The sequence below is a fragment of the Pseudofrankia saprophytica genome (assembly GCF_000235425.2).
Taxonomy (GTDB): Bacteria; Actinomycetota; Actinomycetes; order Frankiales; family Frankiaceae; genus Pseudofrankia; species Pseudofrankia saprophytica.
Genome location: NZ_KI912266.1, coordinates 2,679,656 through 2,704,140, shown reverse-complemented (window position 1 = coordinate 2,704,140; position 24,485 = coordinate 2,679,656). Strand labels below are relative to the sequence as shown.

The following is a 24,485-nucleotide window of genomic DNA, read 5'->3' as shown; positions in this document are numbered from 1 at the left end:
AGGTTGTTGCCTGGTTCGCTCCGTCCGGGCGGCGTGCTGTGTCTCTGGTTCGCTCCGTCCGGGCACGGCCCTCCGGCAGCCCGCTCGCCTGGCGGCTCGCGGGCTACCTCCGGGCCGCGGGGTTCCTGCCGGATCGGCGGAGCTTGCGGAGTCGATCTGGCAGGTCCGCCTCCTGCGCTCACGTGCGCTCCGGCGACCTCCGCTGCGGCCCAACCACGTTCGCTTCGCTCCGTGGCCGGGCCTCCGCGGAGGCGCGCCTCCGCGCCGCACGGTCACCCGCCGCTTAACGTCACCCATCCGAAGCAGTCCCATCCGTAGGGCCACTTCGCTGCGCTCGTGGAGTGCCTAACACGGTGATCGTCGAGCAATCCATACCCATCAGGCGCGAAGACCGCCCCACGAGCGCAGCGAAGTACCCATATGAACACGGTGGTTTCGGTTAGTGACGTCCCAACGCAAGGTGACCGCTCTGGCGCGGAGCCCGCCTCCACGGAGGCCGCCCACGAGCGAAGCGAAGTGCCTACATGAGCGCTGAGGTTTCGGGTTGGTGACGATCAGCGGTAAGTGACCACGCGGCGCGGAGGCCCGCCCACAAGCGAAGCGAAGTGCCCACATGAGCGCTGAGGTTTCGGGTTGGTGACGATCAGCGGTAAGTGACCACGCGGCGCGGAGGCCCGCCCACAAGCGAAGCGAAGTGCCCACATGAGCGCTGAGGTTTCGGGTTGGTGACGATCAGCGGTAAGTGACCACGCGGCGCGGAGGCCCGCCCACAAGCGAAGCGAAGTGCCCACATGAGCGCTGAGGTTTCGGGTTGGTGACGATCAGCGGTAAGTGACCACGCGGCGCGGAGGCCCGCCTCCGCGGAGGCATCCCTACGAGCGAAGCGACGTAGGGGTGCCGCAGCGGAGGTCGCCGCAGCGCACGTGAGCGGAGGAGGCGGACCTCCCAGATCGACTCCGCAAGCTCCGCCGATCCGGCAGGAACCCCGCGGCGCGGAGGTCCCGTGGGAGCGAAGCGAGTACGGGGCCGGAGCGCCGTGCCCGCACGGAGCGAACCAGAAACACAGCTACCCGAACGTGCCATCGGCCTGGGGCGATTCGCGGCGGCTCGGGGCCTGACCAGCGGCGACGAGGCCGTGGTGGGCGGGGATGGCCGTGAGGGCGGCGACTTCGGGCGAGCGCTGCGCACATCTGGTGGCAGATACGCGGTTTCGTCGGCCCAACCTGGGAACATCAAGCACGGGCCGACCGACCCCTTGGCGCGAACGCACCCAGGGTACGCCCTCCCGGCCCACCACATTGGGGCATCCGGTGGTCTCACGCAGTTCACGTTGGGGTGTCGCCATTTGCCATCTGGGAGGCGGATCATTGGGGCGTGGTCCGCCTGGATAAGGTCGATGTGATGATCGGACGTTCAGTAGGCCGGGTCGTCATCTCCGACGTCACCCCGGCCGTCTCGTGTGGCCGTTGGCCCTCGCGCGCGGTGATCGGCGAAACCATCACCGTAGGCGCTACCGTGTTTCGGGAAGGTCACGACCTCATCGGGGTGAACGCGGTGCTGTCCGGCCCAGACGGGCTCGGCGCACCGTTCACTCGGATGCGGCTCGTCGCGGCCGGAACCGATCGTTATGAAGCCGATCTCACCGTCACCGCGCAGGGGCTGTGGGGCTTCCGGATCGAGGCGTGGGCAGATCCCGTCGCGACCTGGGTGCACGGCATCGAGCTGAAAGTGGGTGCCGGGCAGACCACCGACGAGCTCGCCGTCGACTTCGAGGACGGTGCGCGCCTGCTGCTGCGCGCGCTGCCCGGAGTACCCGAAAGCGACCGGGCGGCTGTCGCGCGCGCCGCCGCGGCGCTGCGGGACGACTCCGTCGACGACCCCTATGCACGTATCGACCCGGCGTGTGACCCGGAGCTCACCGACCTGCTGGCCCGCTACCCGATGCGGGAGCTGGTGACCCGCTCGCCGCTGCACCGGGTCTGGGTGGACCGCGAGCGCGCGCTCTATGGGAGCTGGTACGAGCTCTTCCCCCGGTCTGAGGGCGCCTCGCTGGACCCGCCCCGCTCGGGCACCTTCCGCAGCGCGGCGGAGCGGCTGCCCGCGGTCGCCGAGATGGGCTTCGACGTGGTCTACCTGCCGCCGATCCACCCGATCGGCGAGGTGAACCGCAAGGGTCCGAACAACACCCTCGTCCCCGGGCCGGACGACCCGGGCTCGCCCTGGGCGATCGGCAGCGAGCACGGCGGCCACGACGCCGTGCACCCCGACCTGGGGACGCTCGAGGACTTCGACGAGTTCGTCGCGCGGGCCCGCTCGCTGGGCATGGAGGTGGCGCTCGACCTGGCGCTCCAGTGCGCTCCCGACCACCCGTGGGCCAAACGGCACCCGGAATGGTTCACGGTGCGCTCCGACGGTTCGATCGCGTACGCCGAGAACCCGCCGAAGAAGTACCAGGACATATATCCGCTTAACTTCGACATGGATCCGGCGGGTATCTACCAGGAGATTCTGCGGGTGGTCCGGCACTGGACCGCGCATGGTGTGCGTATATTCCGGGTGGACAACCCGCACACGAAGCCGGTGGAGTTCTGGGAGTGGCTCATACGCGAGGTGAAGGCGACGGAGCCGGACGTGCTCTTCCTCGCCGAGGCCTTCACCCGGCCGGCGATGATGCAGACGCTGGCGAAGGTGGGATTCACCCAGTCGTACACCTATTTCACCTGGCGCAATGCGAAGTGGGAGCTCGAGGAGTACGCCCGCGAACTCGTCGAGGGCGCGTACTACATGCGGCCCAACTTCTTCGTGAACACCCCGGACATCCTGAGCGAGTACCTGCAGCACGGCGGCCCGGCGGCGTTCAAAATCCGCGCGGCGCTGGCGGCGACCCTCTCCCCCACCTGGGGCGTGTACGCCGGGTACGAGCTCTACGAGCGCGTGCCGGTACGGCCGGGCAGCGAGGAGTACCTCGACTCGGAGAAGTACCAGTACCGCCCGCGCGACTGGGCCGGCGCCGAACGCGCCGGGGCGTCGCTCGCGCCTTACCTGCGCAGGCTCAACGCCGTCCGGCGTGCCCACCCGGCGCTGCACTGGCTGAGCAACCTGCATCTCCACCATGCGGACGGCGACGAGATCATCGTGTACTCGAAACGATCCGGGACCGGACCGGACGCCGACGTCGTGCTAGTCGTCGTCAACCTCGACCCGCATGCTGCCCGGGAGACGACCGTGCGACTTGACATGCCCGCCCTCGGCCTCGAGTGGTGGGACACCTTCGACGTCCGGGACGAGATCACCGGTGCCACCTACACGTGGGGCAGGGAGAACTACGTCAGGCTCGACCCGTTCGTCGAGCCGGCACATGTGCTGACGCTGGCGCGACGCTCGTGACTGGCGACGGGGAGGCGGGGGCCGGCCCGGAGACCGGCGCCGAGCCGCTGCTCGGCGACCGGCTTTCGAGCGACCCCCTCTGGTACAAGCGGGCGGTCTTCTACGAGGTGCTGATCCGGGGCTTCGCCGACTCCAACGGCGACGGCACCGGTGACATCCGCGGGCTCATCAGCAAGCTGGACTATCTGCAGTGGCTCGGCGTCGACTGCCTCTGGCTGCTGCCCATCTACGAGTCGCCCCTGAAGGACGGCGGCTACGACATCTCCGACTACTTCCAGATCCTGCCGGAGTTCGGAGACCTCGGGGACTTCGTCGAGCTGGTCGACCAGGCGCACAGGCGGGGCATCCGGATCATCGCCGACCTGGTGATGAACCACACGTCCGACCAGCACCCCTGGTTCCAGGCGTCGCGGGCGGACCCGGCGGGCCCTTACGGCGACTTCTACGTCTGGTCGGACACCGACGACCGGTACCCGGACGCCCGGATCATCTTCGTCGACACGGAGAAGTCCAACTGGACGTGGGACCCGGTGCGCGGCCAGTACTACTGGCACCGGTTCTTCGCCCACCAGCCGGACCTGAACTTCGACAACCCCGACGTCCAGGACGCCATGCTGGAGGTCCTGCGCTTCTGGCTGGACCTGGGGATCGACGGGTTCCGCCTCGACGCGGTGCCCTACCTGTACGTGCGGGACGGGACGAACGGCGAGAACCTGCCGGAGACCCACGACTACCTGCGCCGGGTCCGCAAGGAGATCGACGCCAAGTACGCGGACCGGGTCATGCTCGCCGAGGCGAACCAGTGGCCGTCGGACGTCGTGCAGTACTTCGGCAACGACGACGAGTGCCACATGGCGTTCCACTTCCCGCTGATGCCGCGCATCTTCATGGCGGTGCGCCGCGAGTCGCGCTACCCGATCTCCGAGATCCTCGCGCAGACGCCGGCGATCCCGCCGAACTGCCAGTGGGGCATCTTCCTGCGCAACCACGACGAGCTCACCCTGGAGATGGTGACCGACGAAGAGCGCGACTACATGTACACCGAGTACGCGAAGGACCCGCGTATGAAGGCGAACATCGGCATTCGCCGTCGGCTCGCCCCGCTGCTGGACAACAGCCGCGACCAGATGGAGCTGTTCACCTCGCTGCTGCTCTCGCTGCCCGGCTCCCCGGTGATCTACTACGGCGACGAGATCGGCATGGGCGACAACATCTACCTGGGCGACCGGGACGGTGTGCGTACCCCGATGCAGTGGTCGCCGGACCGCAATGGCGGCTTTTCGAAGGCCGACCCGGCGCGGCTTTACCTCCCACCGATCATGGACCCGGTCTACGGCTACCAGGGCCTCAACGTCGAGGCGGGGCAGCGGCTGTCCACGTCGTTCCTGGCCTGGACGAAGCGGATGATCGAGGTGCGCAAGCGGCACCATGTCTTCGGCCTCGGCGGCTTCGAGGAACTGGCCGCGTCGAACCCGTCCGTGTTCGCCTATGTGCGCACCCTCGGCGACGACCGGGTGCTGTGCGTCGCGAACCTCTCCCGGTTCGCCCAGCCGGTCGAGCTGGACCTGCGGAGATTCGAGGGAATGGTCCCGGTGGAGCTGCTCGGCCGCGTGCATTTCCCGCCGATCGGCGAGCTTCCCTACCTGCTCACCCTGCCCGGCCACGGCCACTACTGGTTCGCGCTCACGGCGGCCGGGGAATTCACCCCCTGAACGAAGGGCGCGTTGCGCCCGGTCCATCGGGCCGCGCGGCCGGTGGCCGCGCCGGATCGCTGGTGCCGGGAGAACTCGATGGGTTCTGGTTGAGTCAGAGCCGACCGTAGGCTGCGCTTGCCTACGGTCGGGCACGGCCGGCCATCCCCGGGAAAATCAGTTGAACAAGTGCTGTCTCCCGGCCGGCATGTCCGTTAGGTTGACTGACAGGCAGCATGCCCGTTCCGGTAGGGCCCACCACGGCCGCTGGCGAAGGCCGGCTCCTGGTGGGCCGCCGCATATGTCGGCAGAAGGCGACCCTGTGCGCCCCGGGCGGCTGCCGGCCATCGACGTCGAGTTCGACTCCAGCTGGACCGAGAGTGGGCAGCCGGAACGGTCGCCGCAAGGTCACCGGTCTTGGTTGGCCTATCGGGGGAACCACTGAACTGAACAGCGCTTACATCCGATGCATGCGGGGAGTACCTCCTATACCGATCCGCCCGCTCTGAGATCGGTTCGTTCGGGTTCGCCCGGTCGACGGGGCGGATCGTGGACCCGGCGGATCGGCCTGGCCGATCCGGCGGAGCCCGGACCCGCGGCGCCGGGGACGACGGCTCTCCGGTGGTGCGACCAGCGCGGCATCCGGTCGCGCCGCCCCTGGACCTGTGACATCGCGTAGGCCTCCGGCAGTGCGACGAATCCGTGATCGCAATGCCTCGGGCCAAAGGGAGGTCGACCGTGCGAGACCATTCCGAGCTGGGGTCTCTGCTGGCAGAGTGGCTGCCCAAACAGCGCTGGTTCGCGGGCAAGGGCCGCCCCGGTCCGCGGCTGGAGATCCGTCAGGACATCGGGATCTCGGACCGGCTGCGCCACCTGGTCGTCGAGGTCCGGTACGAGGACGGCGGCCCGGCCGACACCTACCAGGTCCCGCTGGTGATCCGGCCAGACGCACCGCACGGGCACACCGGCTTCCTGCTGGGTGAGTCGTCGGGCGGGCTGGTCTACGACGGGTTGCACGACCCGGACGGCAGCGCCGCGCTGCTCGACTTCCTCGCCGCCCAGTGCGACCGCGACGGGCTGTCGGCGCATGCCGTGACTCAGCTGACCGCGCTGCCCGCGCACTCCGTCGGGGCCGAGCAGTCGAACACGTCGATCGTCTATGGCGAGGCCTACATCCTGAAGGTGTTCCGCCGGCTCTGGCCTGGCGTGAACCCGGACCTCGAGGTGACCAGGGCGCTGGCCGCCGCGGGCAGCCCACACGTAGCCCGCCCGCTCGCCTGGCTCGAAGGGCGCCTACCCGGCCCCGCCGCCGCGACCTCCGAGGTCGCGACCTCCGAGGTCGACAGCGCCACCGCCGAGGGCACGGCGGCGGGCACCGAGACCGCCGTGACCGGCGGTCAGCCGGAGGAGTTGACCACCTTCGCGTTCATGCAGGACTTCCTGCGAAGCGGCACCGAGGGCTGGAAGCTCGCACAGACGAGCGTGCGGGATCTCTACGCCGAGGGCGACCTGCACGCCGACGAGGTCGGCGGCGACTTCGCCGGCGAGTCCGAGCGGCTGGGCCAGGCCACCGCCGAGGTGCACACGCTGCTCGCCCGCTGCTTCCCCGTCGTCGAGGTCGACCAGGCGGCGTTGCGCGCCACGGCCAGCCACCTGCATTCCCGCCTCGACGTGGCGCTCGAGGGCGTCCCGCGGCTCGCCCCCTACGAGGCCGGCGCGCGCGCCGCCTTCGAGGCGCTGGCCGCCGAGACGTCGGCGCCGCCGTTCCAGCGGATTCACGGCGACCTGCACCTCGGCCAGGCGCTGCGCACCGACGCCGGCTGGGTGCTGTTCGACTTCGAGGGCGAGCCGGCCCGGCCAGTGCCGGAGCGGCGCCGGCTGGCCTCACCGCTTCGCGACGTCGCGGGCATGCTCCGCTCGTTCGACTACGCGGCCCAGTCCATGTTGCTGGAGCGCCAGGGCGAGCAGGGGCTCGGCCAGAGCGCCCGTGAGTGGGCCGACCGCAACCGGGGGGCGTTCCTCGCCGGCTACCAGGCAGGCAGCGGTCTCGACCTGGCGGCGTTCGAGGTCGTGCTACGGGCGTTCGAGCTGGACAAGGCGATCTACGAGGTGCTGTACGAGGCGCGGCACCGGCCGACCTGGATTGAGATCCCACTCGGCGCGGTGCGCCGACTGACCTCGCTGCACCCGCCGCTGGCGACGAAATCGGCCGGGGTATGAGATCCGCATCAGCCTCGCGTGGCGGCCCCGTTCCGGGGGCATGCCACGCGGAACCGCCAGGGGACGGGCTGGCAGGCCCGGTCGGGCCCGCAGGCCCGGTCGCGCGGCCCACGGCCGCCGCGACGAGAGATTTGGTCACGTAAGCCGCACAAGCTTGGGAGAAGTAGTGATCGACACCGACGACGGTCGCCCCAGGCCATCGGCCGCCGGGCCGGCCCGCGAGAAGGTATCGGCAACGGCCGGGCAGGCCGCCGGCCCAGACAGGCAGGCAGGCCAGTCGCCGGCCCCCGAGAGCCGCCCGCCGGCCTCGTTCGCCGCGCCGGCGGTCCTCGCCCCGCCACCCAGTGTCGACGTGCCCCGCGCCGAGCTCGATCGCCTGGTCAATGGGCGCAACCACGACCCGCATGGCGTGCTGGGCGCCCACCCGGCCGGCGACTGGACGATCGTGCGGGCCCTGCGCCCGGACGCGGTGGGCGTCTGGGTGCTCGTCGGCGACGAGCGGTACGAGGCGACGCGGCTGCACAGCGGCGGCGTCTTCGCCGTCGCCGTCCCCGGGCGGGAAGTGCCGAGCTACCAGCTCGAGGTCAGCTACCCCAACGCGCGCTACGTCGTCGATGACCCCTACCGGTACCTGCCGACGGTCGGCGAGATCGACCTGCACCTGATCGGCGAGGGCCGCCATGAGCGGCTGTGGACCGTGCTGGGCGCGCAGGTGCGCCGTTACCCGTCCGAGGACGGCCGGGTGGTCACCGGGGTCAGTTTCGCCGTCTGGGCGCCCAACGCCCGCGGTGTGCGGGTGGTCGGCGACTTCGACTTCTGGGACGGCCGGGCCTTCCCGATGCGCTCGCTGGGCCACACCGGCATCTGGGAGCTGTTCGTGCCCGGCATCTCGGCCGGCACCCGTTACAAGTACGAGATCCTCGGCTTCGACGGGGTCTGGCGGCAGAAGGCCGACCCGATGGCTATGCACACCGAGACTCCACCGGCGACGGCCAGCGTGGTGTACGAGTCCGACTACTCCTGGTCGGACGAGACGTGGATGGCCGAACGCGCCGGCACGCCGTGGCACGCGGCGCCCGTATCCGCGTACGAGGTGCACCTCGGCTCGTGGCGCCGTGGCCTGTCCTACCGGCAGCTGGCCACCGAGCTGGTCGACTACGTCAAAGAGGCCGGGTTCACCCACGTCGAGCTCCTCCCGGTCGCCGAGCACCCGTTCGGCGGCTCCTGGGGCTACCAGGTCTCCGCGTATTACGCGCCGACGTCCCGGTTCGGCAGCCCCGACGACTTCCGCTACCTGGTGGACGCGCTGCACCAGGCGGGCATCGGCGTGCTCGTCGACTGGGTGCCCGCGCACTTCCCCCGGGACAACTGGGCCCTCGGCCGGTTCGACGGCACACCGCTGTACGAGCACGGCGACCCGCGCCGCGGCGAGCACCCGGACTGGGGCACCTTCGTCTTCGACTTCGGCCGCTCCGAGGTGCGCAACTTCCTGGTCGCGAACGCCCTGTACTGGTTCGAGGAGTTCCACATCGACGGGCTGCGGGTGGACGCCGTCGCCTCGATGCTCTACCTCGACTACTCCCGGCCGGACGGCCAGTGGCTGCCGAACATCCACGGCGGCCGGGAGAACCTGGACGCGGTGGCGTTCCTGCAGGAGGTCAACGCGACGGTCTACCGCAAGGCGCCCGGCGCGATGATGATCGCCGAGGAGTCGACGGCCTGGCCAGGCGTGACCCGCCCGACGCACCTCGGCGGGCTCGGGTTCGGCTTCAAATGGAACATGGGCTGGATGCACGACACGCTCGACTACATGACCAAGGCACCCGTCTACCGGATGTACCACCACCACCAGGTCACGTTCTCGATGGTCTACGCCTACTCCGAGAACTACATGCTGCCGTTCAGCCATGACGAGGTCGTGCACGGCAAGGGCTCGCTGCTCAACAAGATGCCCGGCGACCGCTGGCAGCAGCTGGCGAACCTGCGCGCGCTCTATGCGTACATGTGGGCGCACCCCGGCAAGCAGCTGCTGTTCATGGGCAGCGAGTTCGCCCAGGAGCGGGAGTGGGACGAGGCGACGACGCTCGACTGGTACCGCCTCGACGACCCGGGCCACCGGGGCGTGCACCGCCTGGTCGCCGACCTCAACCGCGCCTACCGCGCCACGCCGGCGCTGTGGACCCGCGACAACGACCCGAGCGGCTTCGGCTGGATCGACGCGAACGACGCCGAGAACAACGTCCTGTCGTTCCTGCGTCTCGGCGACCAGCCCGCCACCGGCCAGAGCGACGGCGACGGGGCGACCTTGCTCGCCTGCGTGACCAACTTCTCCGGCGCCCCGCACTACGGCTACCGGCTCGGACTGCCCCGCGCCGGGCGCTGGCAGGAGGTGGTGAACACCGACGCCATCACCTACGGCGGCGCCGGCCAGGGCAACCTCGGCGCCGTGTACGCCACCGAGGAGCCCCACCACGGCCAGCCCGCCTCGGCCCCCCTCACCCTCCCCGCCCTGTCAACCATCTGGTTCGCCTACGACGGCGAGGAGTAGGGGCCGCCGCGCCAGAGACGCCTGTCCCGTCCGGCTGTGGACCGGCCCGTTTCAAGCGCAGAGCAACCGAGCTGGCGCGGAGGTGCGCCTCCGCGCCAGCTCGGTTGCGTCACGCTTGGACGTTGTGAGACCACGGCAGGCCGTGCGGGCGGCATTCAGTGGTGGGTGACCGTGCGGCGCGGAGGCGCGCCTCCGCGGAGGCCTGCCTACGAGCGCAGCGAAGTAGGCGGGCCGCAGCGGAGGTCGCCGGAGCGCACGTGAGCGGAGGAGGACGCGGCGCGTAGGTCCCTTGGGAGCGAAGCGAGTAAGGGACCGTAGCGCCGTGCCCGGACGGAGCGAACCAGGCTAGAACAGCGCTGCGGCGAGTGCCCGGCGGGCAGGGGCTACGGCCGGGTCGGCGTCGCCGAGGGCCTGGAACAGACCGACGAGGTGCGCGCGGGCCTTCTCGCGCTCGTCGCCCGAGGCGCGCCGGACGAACGCGACGAGCTCGCTGAACGCCTCCTCGACCTGCCCCTGCGCGATCATCAGGTCGGCCGCGGCGAGAGCCGCGTCGACGTCGTCGGGGTTGGCGGCGAGCCGGCGGCGCACGTCCGCCGGGTCGAGCCCGCCGACCCGCTCGAGCAGGGACACCCGGGCGAGACCGAGGACCGCCTCCGGGTCCGCCGGCGCCTCGGCGAGCCGGGCGCGGAACGCCGTGGCGGCCGCCGGCAGGTCGCCGCGTTCGAGCGCCTCGTCGGCGGCGGCCAGGTTCGGCTCGCGCTCGGGGCCCGCGCCGCTGGCGCCCGGCACGCCGCCGAGCGCCTCGGCGACGAGCTCCAGCAGCTGGTCGAGCCAGCCGCGCACCTCCCGCTCTGGCAGCGCCCCGGTGAACTCGCCGATGATGCGGCCGCCGACGACGGCCTTCACCGCCGGGATGCCCTGGACACCGGCGGCCTGCGCGAGGCCGGGGTTGGCGTCCACGTCGATCCTGGCGAGCACCCACCGCCCGCCGTCCGCCTCGGCCAGGCGCTCCAGCACCGGGCTCAGCTGCTTGCAGGGGCCGCACCACGACGCCCAGAAGTCCAGCACCACCGGCACCTGCATCGACCGGTTGACGACGTCCTGCGCGAAGGTCGCCTCGGTCACGTCGATGACGACCGGACCGCCGGGTACCTCGCCGCCCGGGGCGCCGGGAGCCGGCGCGCCGGGAGCGGCCTGGCGCGCCGCCGGTGGAGGTGGCGGCGACGCCGGCTTCGGGTCGAGCGGCACCGCGCCAGCCAGCCGCAGCCCGCCGAGCCGGTCCGGGAGCGGGCCGGCCTGGGCACGCGAGGACTGGGCACGCGAGGGCTGTGCGCCTGGCGGGCGTCCGGGGACAGGAGGCCTACGTTGCATACCTACCATCGTGACATCTCCCACGGCGCGTTGGCCGCGGCGCCCGCGAGAGTTTTCTCCGCGTCCAGCCGGCCATCGCCCGCCGGTCAGCCTCGCGCCGCCGCCCGTGGCACCCGGGCGCCACACGAAATGATCACTATTCCCGCCCCGGGGACGGAATCGCCCCGGCCGGGACGGCGCCGAGCGGTACTCAGCGCTCCAGGTAGCGCTCGACGGTTGCCACCTTGGCATGAAGTGCGTCGACGACGCCGGGGCGGATGTCGGCCTTGAGGACGAGGCTCACCCGGCCGCCGCCGGCGGCGACCGCCTCCGTCGCCCTGCGCACGACGTCCATGACCTCGTCCCACTCGCCCTCGATGGTCGTGAACATCGAGGTCGTCTCGTTCGGCAGGCCACTGGCCCGCACCACCCGGACGGCCTCGGCCACCAGGGCGCCGACGTCCTCGCCCGCGCCGATCGGGGTCACGCTGAATGCCACAAGCATGGTCCCGGCTTACCATGCCCGCGTCGCCACGGGTTCCCGTTGTGGGCGCCCGTGGTTTCGACGCCGGCACTGGCTCGCCGCGGGCTGGACCGGTCCGGCGGCGGGTACGGAAGGTGGACCACATAGCGGGGACTACGATAAGTACCCGCCACCGGCCGCCTCGCCGTCGCCGGACACGCTTCGAACACACCCGGCGGCGGAGACGATCCAGCACGTGACATAAGCGTCAGGCCGAGCTGGCGACGGTAACGAATGGTCGCGCATCGGTCCCCGATGAAGCTACGGCTGGCCTTGCTACGCAAACCCGCCACAACACCGGATGAAGGCACGCCCTACCATTGGCCGCCGTGGGGCGGATACAGGCAGCACTGACCCGCCGAGGGGTCTCGGCTAACACTGCCGTGTCCCTCCGTCCAGCCACACCGCACCGCCGCGGCCGGTCCTACGGGATCACACGCCACGGGCAGCCCAACGGGATGTGGTCCAGGTGAGCACCCGCACGCTGTTGGACGCGCTGAACGACCTAGTGGTTGTAGTCAGCACCGACGGTCGGATCCTCGACGTCGGCGCGGCGGCGCGCGCCTTCCTCGGCGACCGGCTGGTGGGCGTCACCTGCCTGCGCGAGCTCGCCGGCGTCGTCGAGCCCTCCGTCGAGGCGGGCCCCGATGCCGTCCTGGACGCGCTTGGACGCGCGGGCGAGTGGCGCGGCTCGGCGAACCTGCTGGACATGGCCGGCAACCCCGTGCCCTTCGACGTCACGGTCCGGGCCGACCGGGCCGGCTGGGTGGTCTTCGTGGCCAAGGAGACCACCGACCGGCGGGCCCGGATCGCCGCCGAGCGGGACTCCCGGGCCAAGGACGAGTTCATGGCCCGCCTTGGGCACGAGCTGCGCACCCCGCTGAACGCCATGCTCGGCTTCGCGCAGCTGCTCGAGCTCGAGCGGCTGCCCGACGGCGTGCTCGACGACGTCCAACGGATCATCACCGGCGGCCGGCACATGCAGGCGATCATCGACGACGTGCTCGACCTCGCCAGGCTGCGCGCCGGCCGCGGCGACATCACCAAGGCGCCGGTCAACGTCCTCGACATCGTCGAGGGCGTCGTCGAGCTGGTCGAGCCGCTCGCCCAGCGGCGCGGCATCCGCCGGATCGTCCACCCCTGCGAGCCGCTGGTCGCCGACGCCGACCGACGCCGGCTCTGGCAGGTGCTGCTCAACCTGCTCGGCAACGCGATCAAGTACGGGCGCGACGGCGGCACCGTCCGGGTCGGGATCGTCCCGGTCACCGGCGGCCGGCTGCGCATCGAGGTCGAGGACGACGGGCAGGGCCTCCCCCCCGACGCCATGAACCGGCTCTTCCGCCCCTTCGAGCGGCTCGGCGCCGAGCACACCCGCACCGAGGGCAGCGGGCTCGGCCTCGCGCTCTCGCACGCGCTGGTGACGGCGATGGGCGGCGTGCTCACCGCCGCCAGCCGCCACGGCGTCGGCAGCGTGTTCGCCGTGGTACTCGACGCCGTCGACGTCCGCTACCCACACCCGGACCCGGAGCTGGACATGTTCCCGCCCGGCATCGGCGGCCGGATCCCCACCGACGCCACCATGCGCGTCGTCCACGTGAGCGGCGACCCGGCGACCCGCGCCCAGGTCAGCCAGACGCTCACCCGCACCTTCGCGGCGGACACCGTCAGCGTGCCGCGCGGTGTGCTCGCGCTCGACGCCGTCCACCGCGCCCGGCCCGACCTCATCATGATCGACCAGCAGCTCCCCGACACCACCGCGGCCGACCTGCTCGCCCATCTCGCGGCCGACCCGACGGCCAGCGCCATCCCGACGGTCGTGCTGTCCGCCGCCGACGACCCGGTCGAGGTCCTGCGCCTGCGCCAGGCCGGCGCCCGTGACGTCGTCCCCTCCCCGATGGACACCGGCGCCCTCGTCATCGCCGTCAAGGGCGCCGCGGGCACCGCCACCCACCGGGTCCTCGACCACCAGTCGGTCACCCAGTACCCCGCCTGAGACTCAGGCTGGGCCTCTACTCGCCTTCTTCTGCATCGACCCTTCCCCGGGGTCCCCCGGGGTCCCTGCCGGATCGGTGGAGCTTGCGGACGGGTCCCTGCCGGATCGGCGAAGCCGATCTGGGAGGTCGTGATCTGGGAGGTCCGGATTGGCTCCCAGTTGGGATGGGTCGGGCATGCGCGTGGGCACCGAGTCGGGGCTTGGCCGATCAGTGGGGGAGGTCCATTCGTTGTGAAGCTCGAAGTCGGCGAAGTCGAAACCGGGAGCCACGACGCAGCCGACCAGAACAGCATCGCCGGCGTCGCCGGCATCGCCGGCATCGCCGGCCATGGGCTCGGCCGTCTGCCAGTGGCCGGCGGGGACGACGGCCTGGAGGGCGTCGCCAGCCGCCGGGTCGGGGCCCAGGACGATCCAGCTGGCCGCGACGGGGCCAGGGCCCGGGCCGCCGAGGGTGAGGGTGAGCCGGCCGCCGCCCTGCCAGAGCCAGATCTCCGCCGAGGCGACCCGGTGCCAGGCGGACACCTCGCCCGGCTGGAGCAGAAAGAGGATCGAGGTGGCGACCGGGCGGGTGCCGCCGTGCGCGGGGATCTCGTCGGGGCTCGCCCAGGTACGCCGGTACCAGCCGCCTTCCGGGTGCGGGGCCAGTCCCAGCGCGTCGATCAGTGGATGACGGCCGATCGCGCTCACCGGCGCGTCCCGTCCGTCAGGGTGGCGAGCAGGTCGTCGGCGGCGGTCCAGGAGTCCAGGCGGCCCGCCACGACCTCCCGGGCGAGGGCGCCGAGGTGGCGGGTGCCGCGCGGGTCGCCGAAGCGGGCCCGCAGCGCTCCCAGGGCGATCTGCTCGATCTCGTCGGCCGCGCGCCGCTCGCGCCGGCGGACCAGCTCGCCGGTGGCCGCGAGCCAGCCGCGGTGGGCGGTGACCGCCTCGACCACCTCGGCGATGCCGCTTCCCTCGGCGGCGACGGTGCGCACCACCCGCGGCACCCAGTGGCCCGCGTCATCCGCGGCGGCGGCACCCCGGTCACGGCCGCCGTGCCCGGTGCGCCGTGACAGCGCGACCATGTTCCTCAGGTCGCGGTAGGTGTCGTCGGCGCCGGGACGGTCGGCCTTGTTGACGACCAGGACGTCGGCGATCTCCAGAATGCCGGCCTTGGCCGCCTGGATGCCGTCGCCCATCCCGGGTGCCAGCAGCACGAGGGTGGTGTCGGCCAGCGAGGCGATGTCCACCTCGGCCTGGCCGACCCCCACCGTCTCGATGAGCACGACGTCGTACCCGGCCGCGTCGAGCACCCGGACCGCCTGCGGCGTCGCCCAGGACAGGCCGCCGAGGTGGCCGCGGGAGGCCAGCGAGCGGATGTAGACGTCCGGGTCGGTCGTGTGCGCCGTCATCCGCACCCGATCGCCGAGCAGCGCTCCGCCGGTGAACGGCGAGGACGGGTCGACGGCCAGCACTCCGACCCGCCGGCCGGCCGCCCGGAAGGCGGCCACCAGCGCCGACGTCGACGTCGACTTGCCGACCCCGGGCGCGCCGGTGACGCCGACGATCTCGGCGCGCCCGGACCGCGGCGCGAGCAGCCGCGAGATCTCCCGCAGCCACGGCGAGCTGTCCTCGACCAGCGAGATCAGCCGGGCGACCGCGCGCGGCGACCGGTCCTCGACCGCCGCGGCGACCAGCTCGGCCGGGCTCCCGTATGGCGCCGACCTTCCGGCGCCCGGGCCGGGCGTGACCAACCTGGACGTCACCTGGGAACGAGCCTGGGTGTCAGGAGGCCGCCGGCACCCGCAGGATCAGCGCGTCGCCCTGGCCACCGCCGCCGCACAGCCCGGCCGCGCCGACGCCACCGCCGCGGCGACGAAGCTCCAGCGCCAGCGTCAGGGCGATGCGGGCGCCGGACATGCCGACCGGGTGGCCGAGCGCGATCGCGCCACCATTGACGTTGGTGACCTCGGAGGAGATGCCCAGCTCACGCATCGACTGGACGCCGACCGAGGCGAACGCCTCGTTGATCTCGTACAGGTCGACGTCGGCCGGGGTGAGGCCTTCCTTGGCGAGCGCCGCCTTGATGGCGTTCGCCGGCTGCGACTGCAGCGAGGTGTCCGGGCCGGCGACGAAGCCGTGGTGGCCGACCTCGGCGAGGATGGGCAGGCCCAGCTCCTCGGCCTTCGCCCTGCTCATCACGACGACGGCGCAGGCACCGTCGGAGATCTGCGAGGACGAGCCGGCGGTGATCGTGCCGTCCTTGCTGAACGCCGGGCGCAGCCGCGCGAGCGTCTCGGCGGTGGTGTCGGCGCGCACGCCCTCGTCGTCCTTGACGACGATCGGGTCGCCCTTGCGCTGCGGCACCTCGACCGGGGCGATCTCCTCGTCGAACAGGCCGTTCTTGATCGCGGCCGCGGCCCGCTGGTGCGACAGCGCCGAGAACTCGTCCTGCTCGGCGCGGCTGATGTTCAGCGGCACGTTGAAGCGCTCGGTGGACACGCCCATGCCGACCTGGTCGAAGGCGCAGGTCAGCGCGTCGTACTCGGTGGCGTCGACCAGCGGCGCGCTGCCGTACCGGATCCCGGCGCGGCCGTTCAGCAGCATGTGCGGGGTGTTCGTCATCGACTCCATGCCCCCGGCGACGACGACGTCGTACTCACCGCTGGAGATGTAGGTGTCGGCGAGCGAGATCGCGTTCAGCCCCGACAGGCACACCTTGTTGATCGTGATCGACGGCACGTCCAGCGGGATGCCGCCCTTGGCGGCCGCCTGACGCGCGGCCGCCTGGCCGGAGCCGGCCTGGATGACCTGGCCGAAGATGACGTACTGGACGGCGTCACCGGCGATGCCGGCGCGCTCGAGCGCGCCCTTGATCGCGATCCCGCCCAGCTCGGTCGCGGAGAAGCCCTTGAGCGCCCCGGAGAGCTTGCCGATCGGGGTCCGCGCGCCGGCCACGATGACCGAACCAGGCATGGCTGCCTCCCTGGAGAAAAGGATGCTGGAAGGGAAGGACGTTGTTCGCTGTGCTTGAAACCATAACGTGATCTTGGCCGACGTGCCGCCGGAGCGTGGCCAGCACCACCCCCGCCGGTCACCCGTCACCGCCGCCCGGCGAGGCCGGGCCCGCGGTCATCGCCCTCCCGCGACACGCCTGCCACCAGCGTCAACGACCTGGGTCCCGCGGGCCATCCCGTTCCCGCGCCGCGTCCGGCCGGGTGGTCCCGAGGCGCTCACGGCCTCGGCGCCCCCGTGCCTCGGTCCCAGCCTCAGGGGTTCCAGGTGCCGCAGCGCGCGTCGAAGGACGGGGTCGCGGTGGCCGCGGGCAGCGTGCTCCTCGACGGCGTGCCGACCTTGGTCAGCCCGTCGATCGTCGCGGCGACGGTGGTCGTGGTGACGTCGTAGTTCGCGCCGCCGTCCGGCGACGTGCCGACGACCAGACGCAGCCCGCTGGTCGAGCAGCTGAACCCGGTGCTCATTGTCGTGGAACCGGTCGACATGGTGCCGGCGACAACCGGCTGCGACGCGGCGTCCGCCAGCACGGAGATCTGGCCGAGCGCCATGAACCGCAGCACCGCGAACTGGTCGAGGCCGCCCGAGGAGCCGATCTGCACGACCAGCTCGGAGAAGCCGTCCCCGTCGAGGTCGGAGCCGGCCCACCGGCTGGCCGTCGCCCCGTCCGGCAGGGTGACCCTCGCGGGCGCGCCACCACGGCTCAGGGTCACCTCGACGGTGGCGCCGCTCAGCCGGACCGTGTCGGCCTTGCCATCGCCGTCGACGTCGCCCGGCATGGCCGGGCGGTCACCGGTCAGCGGCGGCCGGGTCGGGCTGTTCTGGTCGCCGGTCCCGGTGGCGTTGGGGCTCACCGGGGGCGTCGTCAGCGGGTTGATGGGTGGCGTGATGACCGGCAGGGTCGCGGACTGGCTTGGGTCCGACCCCCCGGACGTGCCACGGGGGGTCGTGCCGGAGCCGCTCGTCCCGACGCTCGGGTCGGACTGCGAGGCGACCCCAGGTGTCAGGCTCAGGCGAGCCGCCGGTTCGACGACCTGGGACGACGGCCCGGGCCGCATCAGGAGCACGGCCAGCACCACCAGCCCGGCGACCACGGCGCCACCGGCCGCGTACAGCGGCAGCCGCCAGCGGCCTCGCCGCTCGACGCCGGCCTTGATCCGCTGGTAGGCCTCCGGCGACGGCCGGATCGGGTCGACGGCGGCATGCAGTAGCCTGCTCAGCTCCTGGGGGTCGAGCTGGGACTGCTCCGAGCCGTTCACCGTAGGTCCGCCAGCTTGGTCGACAGGGCGGCCAGCCCCCGGGACGTGTAGGCCTTGACCGAGCCCACGCTGCACCCCATCACGGCGGCGGCATCGGCCTCGGACATGTCCGCGTAGTAGCGCAGGACGACGGCCTCCCGTTGGCGGCGGGGCAGCTCCCGCAGCGCCTGGATGACCGCGGCCCGTTCGACCAGAGAGTAGGCCCCCTCCTCGGCGCTGGCGGCGTCGGGCATCGGCTTGGGGGCGTGCTTGAGCGCGACGAGTCGGCGCCGCAGCGTCGAGCGGGCGAGGTTGACGACCGTCTGGCGGAGGTAGGCGAGCGCCTTGTCCTTGTCCTGGAGGCGGCCCCAGGCGGCGTGGACGCGGATGTAGGCGTCCTGGACGACCTCCTCGCAGAGGCCGATGTCGTCGAGCAGGAGGGCGGCGAGGCGGACCAGCGAGCGGTAGTGCTCCGAGTACAGGGCGGTGAGAGCCTGGTCCGCGTCCCTGGCAACGGCGCTACGGGCGGCGTCGCTCCGCGCAGGCACGGGCCGCCACCCTTCCACCAGGGTCATGGGCGCAGTCACGACATTTCTGACGCTGACCGAGCCGTGTGGGTTGTCCCCACCGTTCTACCGCTTTGCACCCAGGGGAGACAGCCTTCTCACGGAAGCCGTGCCTGTCGGCCAGTCGACCTTGTCCGGGTAGTGCTTCTGGCGGACAACCGACCGGCGCACGGGGGCGGTGTCGCCGGCCACACCTTCACCTGGACGTGGCACTTCCGCGCGACCGAGCGGCCCTCAATCGATGACACTTGCGGTGCCGCTCGCCCGCCCGACTGCCGGAGGTAGACCGTGAAGGACATCCTCGACGCCATCCTCGCCGAGGCGGCCCCAACCGAGACCCGGGAGAAGGAGTTCGGCGCGCTGGCCGTTCCCGAGTCATACCGGGGCATGGTCGTCCGCAAGGACGAGACGGGCATGTTCGAGGGCCTGACGTCCCGCGACAAGGACCCTCGCCGGTCGTTGCACCTCGACGAGGTCCCCACGCCCGAGCTGGGGCCGGGTGAGGCGCTGATCGCGGTGATGGCGTCGTCGATCAACTACAACACGGTGTGGACGTCGATCTTCGAGCCACTCTCGACGTTCGGTTTCCTGGAGCGCTACGGCCGCACGTCGCCATTGGCGAAGCGGCACGACCTGCCGTACCACGTGGTCGGCTCGGACCTGGCCGGCGTGGTCCTGCGCGCCGGCGCCGGGGTACACGCCTGGAAGCCGGGCGACGAGGTCGTCGCGCACTGCCTGTCGGTCGAGCTGGAGCGGCCCGAGGGTCACGACGACACCATGCTCGACCCGGAGCAGCGGATCTGGGGGTTCGAGACGAACTTCGGCGGCCTGGCCGAGCTCGCGCTGGTGAAGGCCAACCAGCTGATGCCGAAGCCCGGTCACCTGAGCTGGGAGGAGGCGGCGAGCCCAGGGCTGGTGAACTCGACGGCCTACCGCCAGCTCGTGTCCCGCAACGGGGCGGCGATGAAGCAGGGCGACATCGTCCTGATCTGGGGCGCCTCCGGCGGGCTGGGCTCGTATGCCACCCAGATGGCGCTGAACGGCGGCGGGATCCCGGTGTGCGTCGTGTCGTCGCCGGAGAAGGCCGACATCTGCCGCTCGCTCGGCGCGGAGCTGGTCATCGACCGCAGCGCCGAGGGCTATCGATTCTGGAGCGACGACCAGACGCAGAACCCGAAGGAGTGGCAGCGCTTCGGTAAGCGGATCCGCGAGCTCACCGGCGGTGAGGACCCGGACATCGTGTTCGAGCACCCGGGCCGCGAGACGTTCGGCGCCTCGGTCTACGTCGCCCGGCGTGGCGGTCAGATCGTCACCTGCGCCTCGACCAGCGGATTTATGCACAGCTACGACAACCGTTATCTATGGATGAACCTCAAGCGCATCATTGGGTCACATTTCGCGAACTATCGGGAGGCATGGGAAGCAAACCGGCTTATCGCCCGCGGCTTGATCCACCCGACCCTGTCCCGGGTCTACCCCCTGGAGCAGACGGGCCAGGCGGCATACGACGTGCACCGCAACGCCCACCAGGGCAAGGTCGGCGTGCTCTGCCTGTCCCCCCGCGAAGGCCTCGGCGTCCGTGACCAGGCCATGCGCGACCGCCACCTGAGTGCGATCAACCGCTTCCGCGACGCCTGAACAACTCCTCATCCCCACATCGCCAGGCTGGGCGGGGCCAGCCGAACACGACGGGCAACGACCAGGTATCCCAACGAACGCGGGACCTACGTCGAACCCGTGGGAAGGCCCTGCCCGGCGCGTCACGACCAGTACGGAAAGCGACGGTCGGAGCGAGCCTCCGGATCATCGGAAAGCGCGCTTCCGGAGAGTCCCGGCGAAGGGGTAGGGGCGATGCACGTGATGGAAGGGGGAGCGGTAGGGTGACGGCTGTGACTAGCCACGCCACCGTCTGGAATGCAGGTCTCGTATGACCGAGCACTCCGATCTCATCCCGATGGCCGGCGAGGGCGAGGGCTCCCCCGGCTTCGACCTGGTTCGCCGCGGCTATGACCCGCACCAGGTCAACTCCCACGTCGCCTGGCTGATGGAACAGCTCCGTGAGGCCGAGGCGCACCGGGCCGCCGCCGAGGCGGCCGCGTCCGAGGCCGCCGCCGAGGCCGCGCGCATCCGTGACGACCTGGCCTCGGGCCGCCCCGCCTGGGACGACTTCGGTGGTCGTATCACCCAGATCCTCATGCTCGCCGAGGAAGAGGCCGCCACTGTGCGGTCCGAGCGGACCAGGGACGCCGAGGCACAGCTCGACGAGGCCCGGCGGATCGTCTCCGACGCCGAGCACACCCGCGACCGCACCCTGCGCGAGGCGGACGAGCAGGCCGCCGGGATCGTGTCGACCGCGCGTGGCGAGGCGGAGCACATCATCGAGACCTCCCGCAGCAAGGCACACAAGCTGGAGGGTGAGTCGCAGCAGCGGCTGACCGAGCTGGAGCGCCAGCGCGACCAGGTCACCTCACAGCTCGGCGCGCTGCGCGACCAGGTCACCTCACAGCTGTCCGCGCTGCGCAACCAGCTGGCCGCCGCCACCGCCGCGATCGAGCTCCCCGGCGTGGACGAGGCCAAGGCGGTCGGCTCCAACTCCAAGGCCGGCTCCCGCATCTGAGCCCGCTCCCCCCATCGCCCGCCTGGATGGGGGCTCGGTACCCAGCCTCGTGGCCGGACGTCCGCCGGCCGGCCACGAGGGGTTCCGCCAGCGGTCAGTACGGCGCGCGGTAGGGCCGGGCGCCGGCTCGACGCCGGTTCCAGCAGGGCGTGTGCCAGTGGCGGCGGTTCTCCATCCGCCCGCTCGGCCAGGCGACCACGTGCGGGACGCCCGACGAGATCTCGTGGTCGCAGCCCGGGCACCGGTAGGCCTTCGTGCTGGCCGCCCCGGTCACCGGGCGGACCGCCCAGTCCTCGCCGTCCACCGTCACGGCGTCGACCAGCCAGTACGGCCGCCGCTCGTCCTCGCCGCCGTCGCCGGCCTTCCCGGAACGCCGGGACCCGCGCTCGGGCCGGGTGCGTCGCGGGCTCACCGCCGCCGCCTGATCACTGGATGCCTGGCCACCGGCCGCCTGCCCGGACCTACTTGCGCAGACGATCGCCGCGGGCATCCTTGCCCGGCGCCGAGGCGCCGGGGGCGGCTTCGTCCACGCGGCCGATCACCTCGCCGTCGACGACGCGGTCGGAACCGCCAGACCGGCCCCAGCCACCGACCCCGCCCACGCGCCCGAACGCGGCGGTGGCGATCGTGGTCGCGACCTTCGCCCTGCGCAGCACTCCCGCCGGGCTCGCGAGCGCGGACGACGCCCCGATGAGCGCGTGGAAGGCCCGGTCGCTCCCGCGCCAGTGCTCGCGCAGGATCGGCTCGCCGGCCCCGACCACCAGCCGGCGGAACGCGAACGCGACCACCGCGACGTCGTCCAGCTGCCCGATGAGGGGCACCAGGTTGGTGATCTTGTTCTTCGGGGACACGAGGTAGGCGAGCGCGGCCCCCGCCTCGAGCTTGGCCTGCTGCGGCACGCGCGGGTCAGCCACCACTCCGCGCAGCATGAACACCAGGTCCGGCAGGAATGTCGCGACCTCTCGGCCGAACGTGCGCAACGCGTCCTTGTCCAGCGAGGCCATCGGCCGACCTTCCTCCCCGTCCGGCCCGCCGCGCCAGCGCGCGCGGGCTCCGCCCACCATGACGCCGCGGCGAGAGCAAGCCACTGACACTCGGCCAGGCTGGTACCAGCCCGGCGCCACCTGCCGACCCATCCTAGAACGGGCGTACGACCACACAGCCCCCGGCGAACACTCGCCCTGGCCCGGGCGAGGCACCGGGAGGCGTGACGACGGGCGGCCTCGCGCCCGCGCCGCTCCTCCCCCGGCCGCGGCGGGCCTCCGGGGAGGCGCGCGTCCGGCTGGCCCACGTCCGGTTGGCGCGCCACCGCGCTCCGTGGGGACACTCCGTCGACGGCACGGGGCGACGGCACGGCCACGACGACGACCGGGCCCGTGCCGCGAGGCGGGAGGCGAGAGGCGAGCCACGGAGAGCCACGGAGAGCCGGCCATAGAAGGCACTCTGCTTGGCGATCACAAGCTTGTTCGTCACCAATCTGGGAGGATCCGGTCAGCGGCAGACTCTTCTGGCGCGCGGGCCGGGGACGCGGGCACAACTCGACACAGGGGGCTGGCATGGGTCTCGACCAGACGACGGTGGCGGTGGTCGGTCTCGGCACGATGGGCGCCGGCATCGCCGAGGTGCTCGCCAGGGCCGGCATCGAGGTGATCGGCGTCGAGAAGGACGACGCGGGCCTCGATCGCGGGCGCGGTCACCTGGCGCACTCGACAGACCGGGCGGTGCGTGGCGGCAAGCTGACCGAGCCGGAGCGCGACGCGGTGCTCGGCCGGATCCGGACGGGCACCGACCTGAGCGCCGTCGCGCCGGCGCGGCTCGTCATCGAGGCGATCGATGAGGACCTCGACGAGAAGAAGGCACTGTTCGCGCGGCTGGACGAGCTCTGCTCCGCCGAGACCATCTTCGCCACCAACACCAGCTCGCTGTCGGTCACCGAGCTCGCGGCCGCGACCGGCCGGCCGGGGCGCGTGGTGGGCACGCACTGGTTCAACCCCGCCCCGGTGATGGGCCTCGTCGAGATCATCAGCACCGTCGTCACCGACCCGACCGTGCTGGTCGACGTCACCGCCCTCGTCGAGCGGGTCGGCAAGAGCGCGGTGACCGCCGGCGACCGGGCCGGGTTCATCGTCGACGCGCTGCTGTTCGGCTACCTCAACAACGCGGTACGGATGCTGGAGGCGCGCTACGCCAGCCGCGAGGACATCGACGCGGCGATGCGCTTCGGCTGCGGCCACCCGATGGGCCCGCTCGCGTTGCTCGACCTCATCGGCCTGGACACCGCCTACGCGATCCTCGACTCGATCTACCACACGTCGCGCGACCACCTGCACGCGCCGGCACCGCTGCTCAAGCAACTGATCACGGCGGGGATGCTGGGCCGCAAGACCGGCCGGGGCATCTACACCTACGCCGCGCCCGACTCACCCGAGGTCGTGGACCAGGCGGCGCCCGGGACCGTCGCCGGCGTCGAGGCCCGCGCGGTGCGCACCGTCGGCGTCGTCGGCACCGGGACCATGGCGGCCGGCATCGTCGAGGTGCTGACGAAATCCGGCTACGACGTCATCGTCCGGGCCCGCGGCGAGGAGAAGGTCGCGGCGGTGCGCAAGCGGGTCGAGTCCTCGCTGGAGAAGTCGGTCGCGAAGGGCCGGATGTCCTCGGACGACCGGGACGCCACGCTTTCCCGGCTGCGCGGCACCACCGACCTCGGCGACCTCGCCGAGGCCGATCTGATCATCGAGGCGGTCGTCGAGGACCTCGACGTCAAGCGGGAGCTGTTCACCGAGCTGGACAAGGTCGCGAAGCCGGGCGCGGTGCTCGCCACGACCACCTCGTCGCTGCCCGTCGTCGAGTGCGCGGCGGCGACGTCCCGGCCGGCCGACGTCATCGGCATGCACTGGTTCAACCCGGCGCCGGCGATGAAGCTGGTCGAGGTGGTTCCGACGGTCCTCACCGCGCCCGACGTCGTCGCGACCGTGCTCGCCGTCGCCAGGGCCGCGCGCAAGCACCCGGTGACCTGCGCGGACCGCGCCGGATTCATCGTGAACGCGCTGCTGTTCCCGTACCTCAACGACGCGGTGCGGATGCTGGAGGCGCACTACGCCACCGTCGAGGACATCGACACCGCGATGAAGGTCGGCTGTGGGCACCCGATGGGCCCGTTCGAGCTCGCCGACGTCGTCGGGCTGGACGTGACGCTGGCGATCCAGCGCACCCTCTACCTGGAGTTCCGCGAGCCGGGCTACGCGCCCGCGCCGCTCATCGAGCACCTGGTGCGAGCCGGCTACCTCGGCCGCAAGACCGGCCGAGGCTTCCACAACCACGCGCGGTGACATTGGTTCGCTCCGTGCGGGCGCGGCGGCCTAGA

At 71.8% G+C, this 24,485-nt stretch carries 17 protein-coding genes; 8 read left to right on the top strand and 9 right to left on the bottom strand.

The features are described 5' to 3' along the window. Positions 1 to 1,401: 1,401 nt before the first annotated feature. The 4 genes from FRCN3DRAFT_RS0211235 (at position 1,402) to glgB (ending at position 9,846) form a co-directional block, all read left to right on the top strand. Positions 1,402 to 3,387 carry a maltotransferase domain-containing protein gene (locus FRCN3DRAFT_RS0211235; RefSeq protein WP_198535960.1) on the top strand — a complete coding sequence of 662 codons (1,986 nt, stop codon included), beginning with the start codon at positions 1,402 to 1,404 and terminating at the stop codon, positions 3,385 to 3,387. Beyond that, positions 3,384 to 5,099: a maltose alpha-D-glucosyltransferase gene (treS, locus tag FRCN3DRAFT_RS0211230; protein WP_007514760.1), complete on the top strand. Its 1,716-nt coding sequence runs from the start codon at positions 3,384 to 3,386 to the stop codon at positions 5,097 to 5,099. The genes FRCN3DRAFT_RS0211235 and treS overlap by 4 nt, the downstream gene beginning before the upstream one ends. Positions 5,100 to 5,789: 690 nt before the next feature. After that, the gene (locus FRCN3DRAFT_RS0211225) at positions 5,790 to 7,298 is read left to right on the top strand and encodes a maltokinase N-terminal cap-like domain-containing protein (RefSeq protein WP_051466227.1); all 1,509 of its coding nucleotides are present in this window, start codon (positions 5,790 to 5,792) and stop codon (positions 7,296 to 7,298) included. Between the two features lie 166 nt (positions 7,299 to 7,464). After that, the gene (gene glgB / locus FRCN3DRAFT_RS43935; RefSeq protein WP_007514758.1) at positions 7,465 to 9,846 is read left to right on the top strand and encodes a 1,4-alpha-glucan branching protein GlgB; all 2,382 of its coding nucleotides are present in this window, start codon (positions 7,465 to 7,467) and stop codon (positions 9,844 to 9,846) included. Positions 9,847 to 10,191: 345 nt separating this feature from the next. Here the strand turns inward: glgB and FRCN3DRAFT_RS0211215 are convergent, their stop codons facing one another. Then, positions 10,192 to 11,226: a tetratricopeptide repeat protein gene (locus FRCN3DRAFT_RS0211215; RefSeq protein WP_007514757.1), complete on the bottom strand. Its 1,035-nt coding sequence runs from the start codon at positions 11,224 to 11,226 to the stop codon at positions 10,192 to 10,194. Positions 11,227 to 11,407: 181 nt separating this feature from the next. Beyond that, a complete protein-coding gene (locus FRCN3DRAFT_RS0211210; RefSeq protein ID WP_027140470.1) occupies positions 11,408 to 11,701 on the bottom strand; it encodes an MTH1187 family thiamine-binding protein in 294 nt (97 codons plus the stop codon). A 487-nt stretch (positions 11,702 to 12,188) separates the two neighbouring features. On the opposite strand from FRCN3DRAFT_RS0211210, the gene FRCN3DRAFT_RS0211205 reads away from it, so the two are divergent. Further along, positions 12,189 to 13,712, top strand: coding sequence for an ATP-binding response regulator (locus FRCN3DRAFT_RS0211205; RefSeq protein WP_007514755.1), 1,524 nt, complete (start codon positions 12,189 to 12,191; stop codon positions 13,710 to 13,712). 3 nt (positions 13,713 to 13,715) lie between these two features. On the opposite strand, the gene FRCN3DRAFT_RS43930 is transcribed toward FRCN3DRAFT_RS0211205, so the two are convergent. The 5 genes from FRCN3DRAFT_RS43930 to FRCN3DRAFT_RS0211180 form a co-directional block, all read right to left on the bottom strand. Continuing rightward, entirely contained in the window at positions 13,716 to 14,399 is a 684-nt protein-coding gene (locus FRCN3DRAFT_RS43930; RefSeq protein WP_007514754.1) for a cupin domain-containing protein, read from the bottom strand. Continuing rightward, complete coding sequence (gene meaB / locus FRCN3DRAFT_RS0211195) at positions 14,396 to 15,454, bottom strand: methylmalonyl Co-A mutase-associated GTPase MeaB (RefSeq protein ID WP_007514753.1); 1,059 nt, start codon at positions 15,452 to 15,454, stop codon at positions 14,396 to 14,398. Before meaB ends, FRCN3DRAFT_RS43930 begins: the two co-directional genes overlap by 4 nt. A 19-nt stretch (positions 15,455 to 15,473) precedes the next feature. Beyond that, the gene (locus tag FRCN3DRAFT_RS0211190; RefSeq protein WP_007514752.1) at positions 15,474 to 16,664 is read right to left on the bottom strand and encodes an acetyl-CoA C-acetyltransferase; all 1,191 of its coding nucleotides are present in this window, start codon (positions 16,662 to 16,664) and stop codon (positions 15,474 to 15,476) included. Between the two features lie 293 nt (positions 16,665 to 16,957). Next, the gene (locus FRCN3DRAFT_RS0211185; protein ID WP_007514751.1) at positions 16,958 to 17,959 is read right to left on the bottom strand and encodes an FG-GAP repeat domain-containing protein; all 1,002 of its coding nucleotides are present in this window, start codon (positions 17,957 to 17,959) and stop codon (positions 16,958 to 16,960) included. Further along, a complete protein-coding gene (locus tag FRCN3DRAFT_RS0211180) occupies positions 17,956 to 18,513 on the bottom strand; it encodes a SigE family RNA polymerase sigma factor (RefSeq protein WP_007514750.1) in 558 nt (185 codons plus the stop codon). The genes FRCN3DRAFT_RS0211185 and FRCN3DRAFT_RS0211180 overlap by 4 nt, the downstream gene beginning before the upstream one ends. Positions 18,514 to 18,792: 279 nt before the next feature. Here FRCN3DRAFT_RS0211180 and ccrA point away from each other — a divergent pair, with 279 nt between their 5' ends. Both ccrA and FRCN3DRAFT_RS0211170 read left to right on the top strand, forming a co-directional pair. Next, positions 18,793 to 20,142 (top strand): crotonyl-CoA carboxylase/reductase, encoded by a 1,350-nt coding sequence (ccrA, locus tag FRCN3DRAFT_RS0211175; RefSeq protein ID WP_007514748.1) that lies wholly within the window; start codon positions 18,793 to 18,795, stop codon positions 20,140 to 20,142. Positions 20,143 to 20,431: 289 nt separating this feature from the next. Then, positions 20,432 to 21,121: a F0F1 ATP synthase subunit B family protein gene (locus tag FRCN3DRAFT_RS0211170; protein WP_007514747.1), complete on the top strand. Its 690-nt coding sequence runs from the start codon at positions 20,432 to 20,434 to the stop codon at positions 21,119 to 21,121. Positions 21,122 to 21,215: 94 nt separating this feature from the next. Here the strand turns inward: FRCN3DRAFT_RS0211170 and FRCN3DRAFT_RS0211165 are convergent, their stop codons facing one another. After that, on the bottom strand, positions 21,216 to 21,533 hold the full coding sequence (locus FRCN3DRAFT_RS0211165; protein ID WP_007514746.1) for a hypothetical protein: 318 nt from the start codon (positions 21,531 to 21,533) through the stop codon (positions 21,216 to 21,218). Positions 21,534 to 21,582: 49 nt separating this feature from the next. Then, on the bottom strand, positions 21,583 to 22,125 hold the full coding sequence (locus FRCN3DRAFT_RS43925; RefSeq protein WP_007514745.1) for a YkvA family protein: 543 nt from the start codon (positions 22,123 to 22,125) through the stop codon (positions 21,583 to 21,585). 552 nt (positions 22,126 to 22,677) lie between these two features. Here FRCN3DRAFT_RS43925 and FRCN3DRAFT_RS0211155 point away from each other — a divergent pair. Next, positions 22,678 to 24,450: a 3-hydroxyacyl-CoA dehydrogenase family protein gene (locus FRCN3DRAFT_RS0211155; protein ID WP_007514744.1), complete on the top strand. Its 1,773-nt coding sequence runs from the start codon at positions 22,678 to 22,680 to the stop codon at positions 24,448 to 24,450. Positions 24,451 to 24,485: the final 35 nt, after the last annotated feature.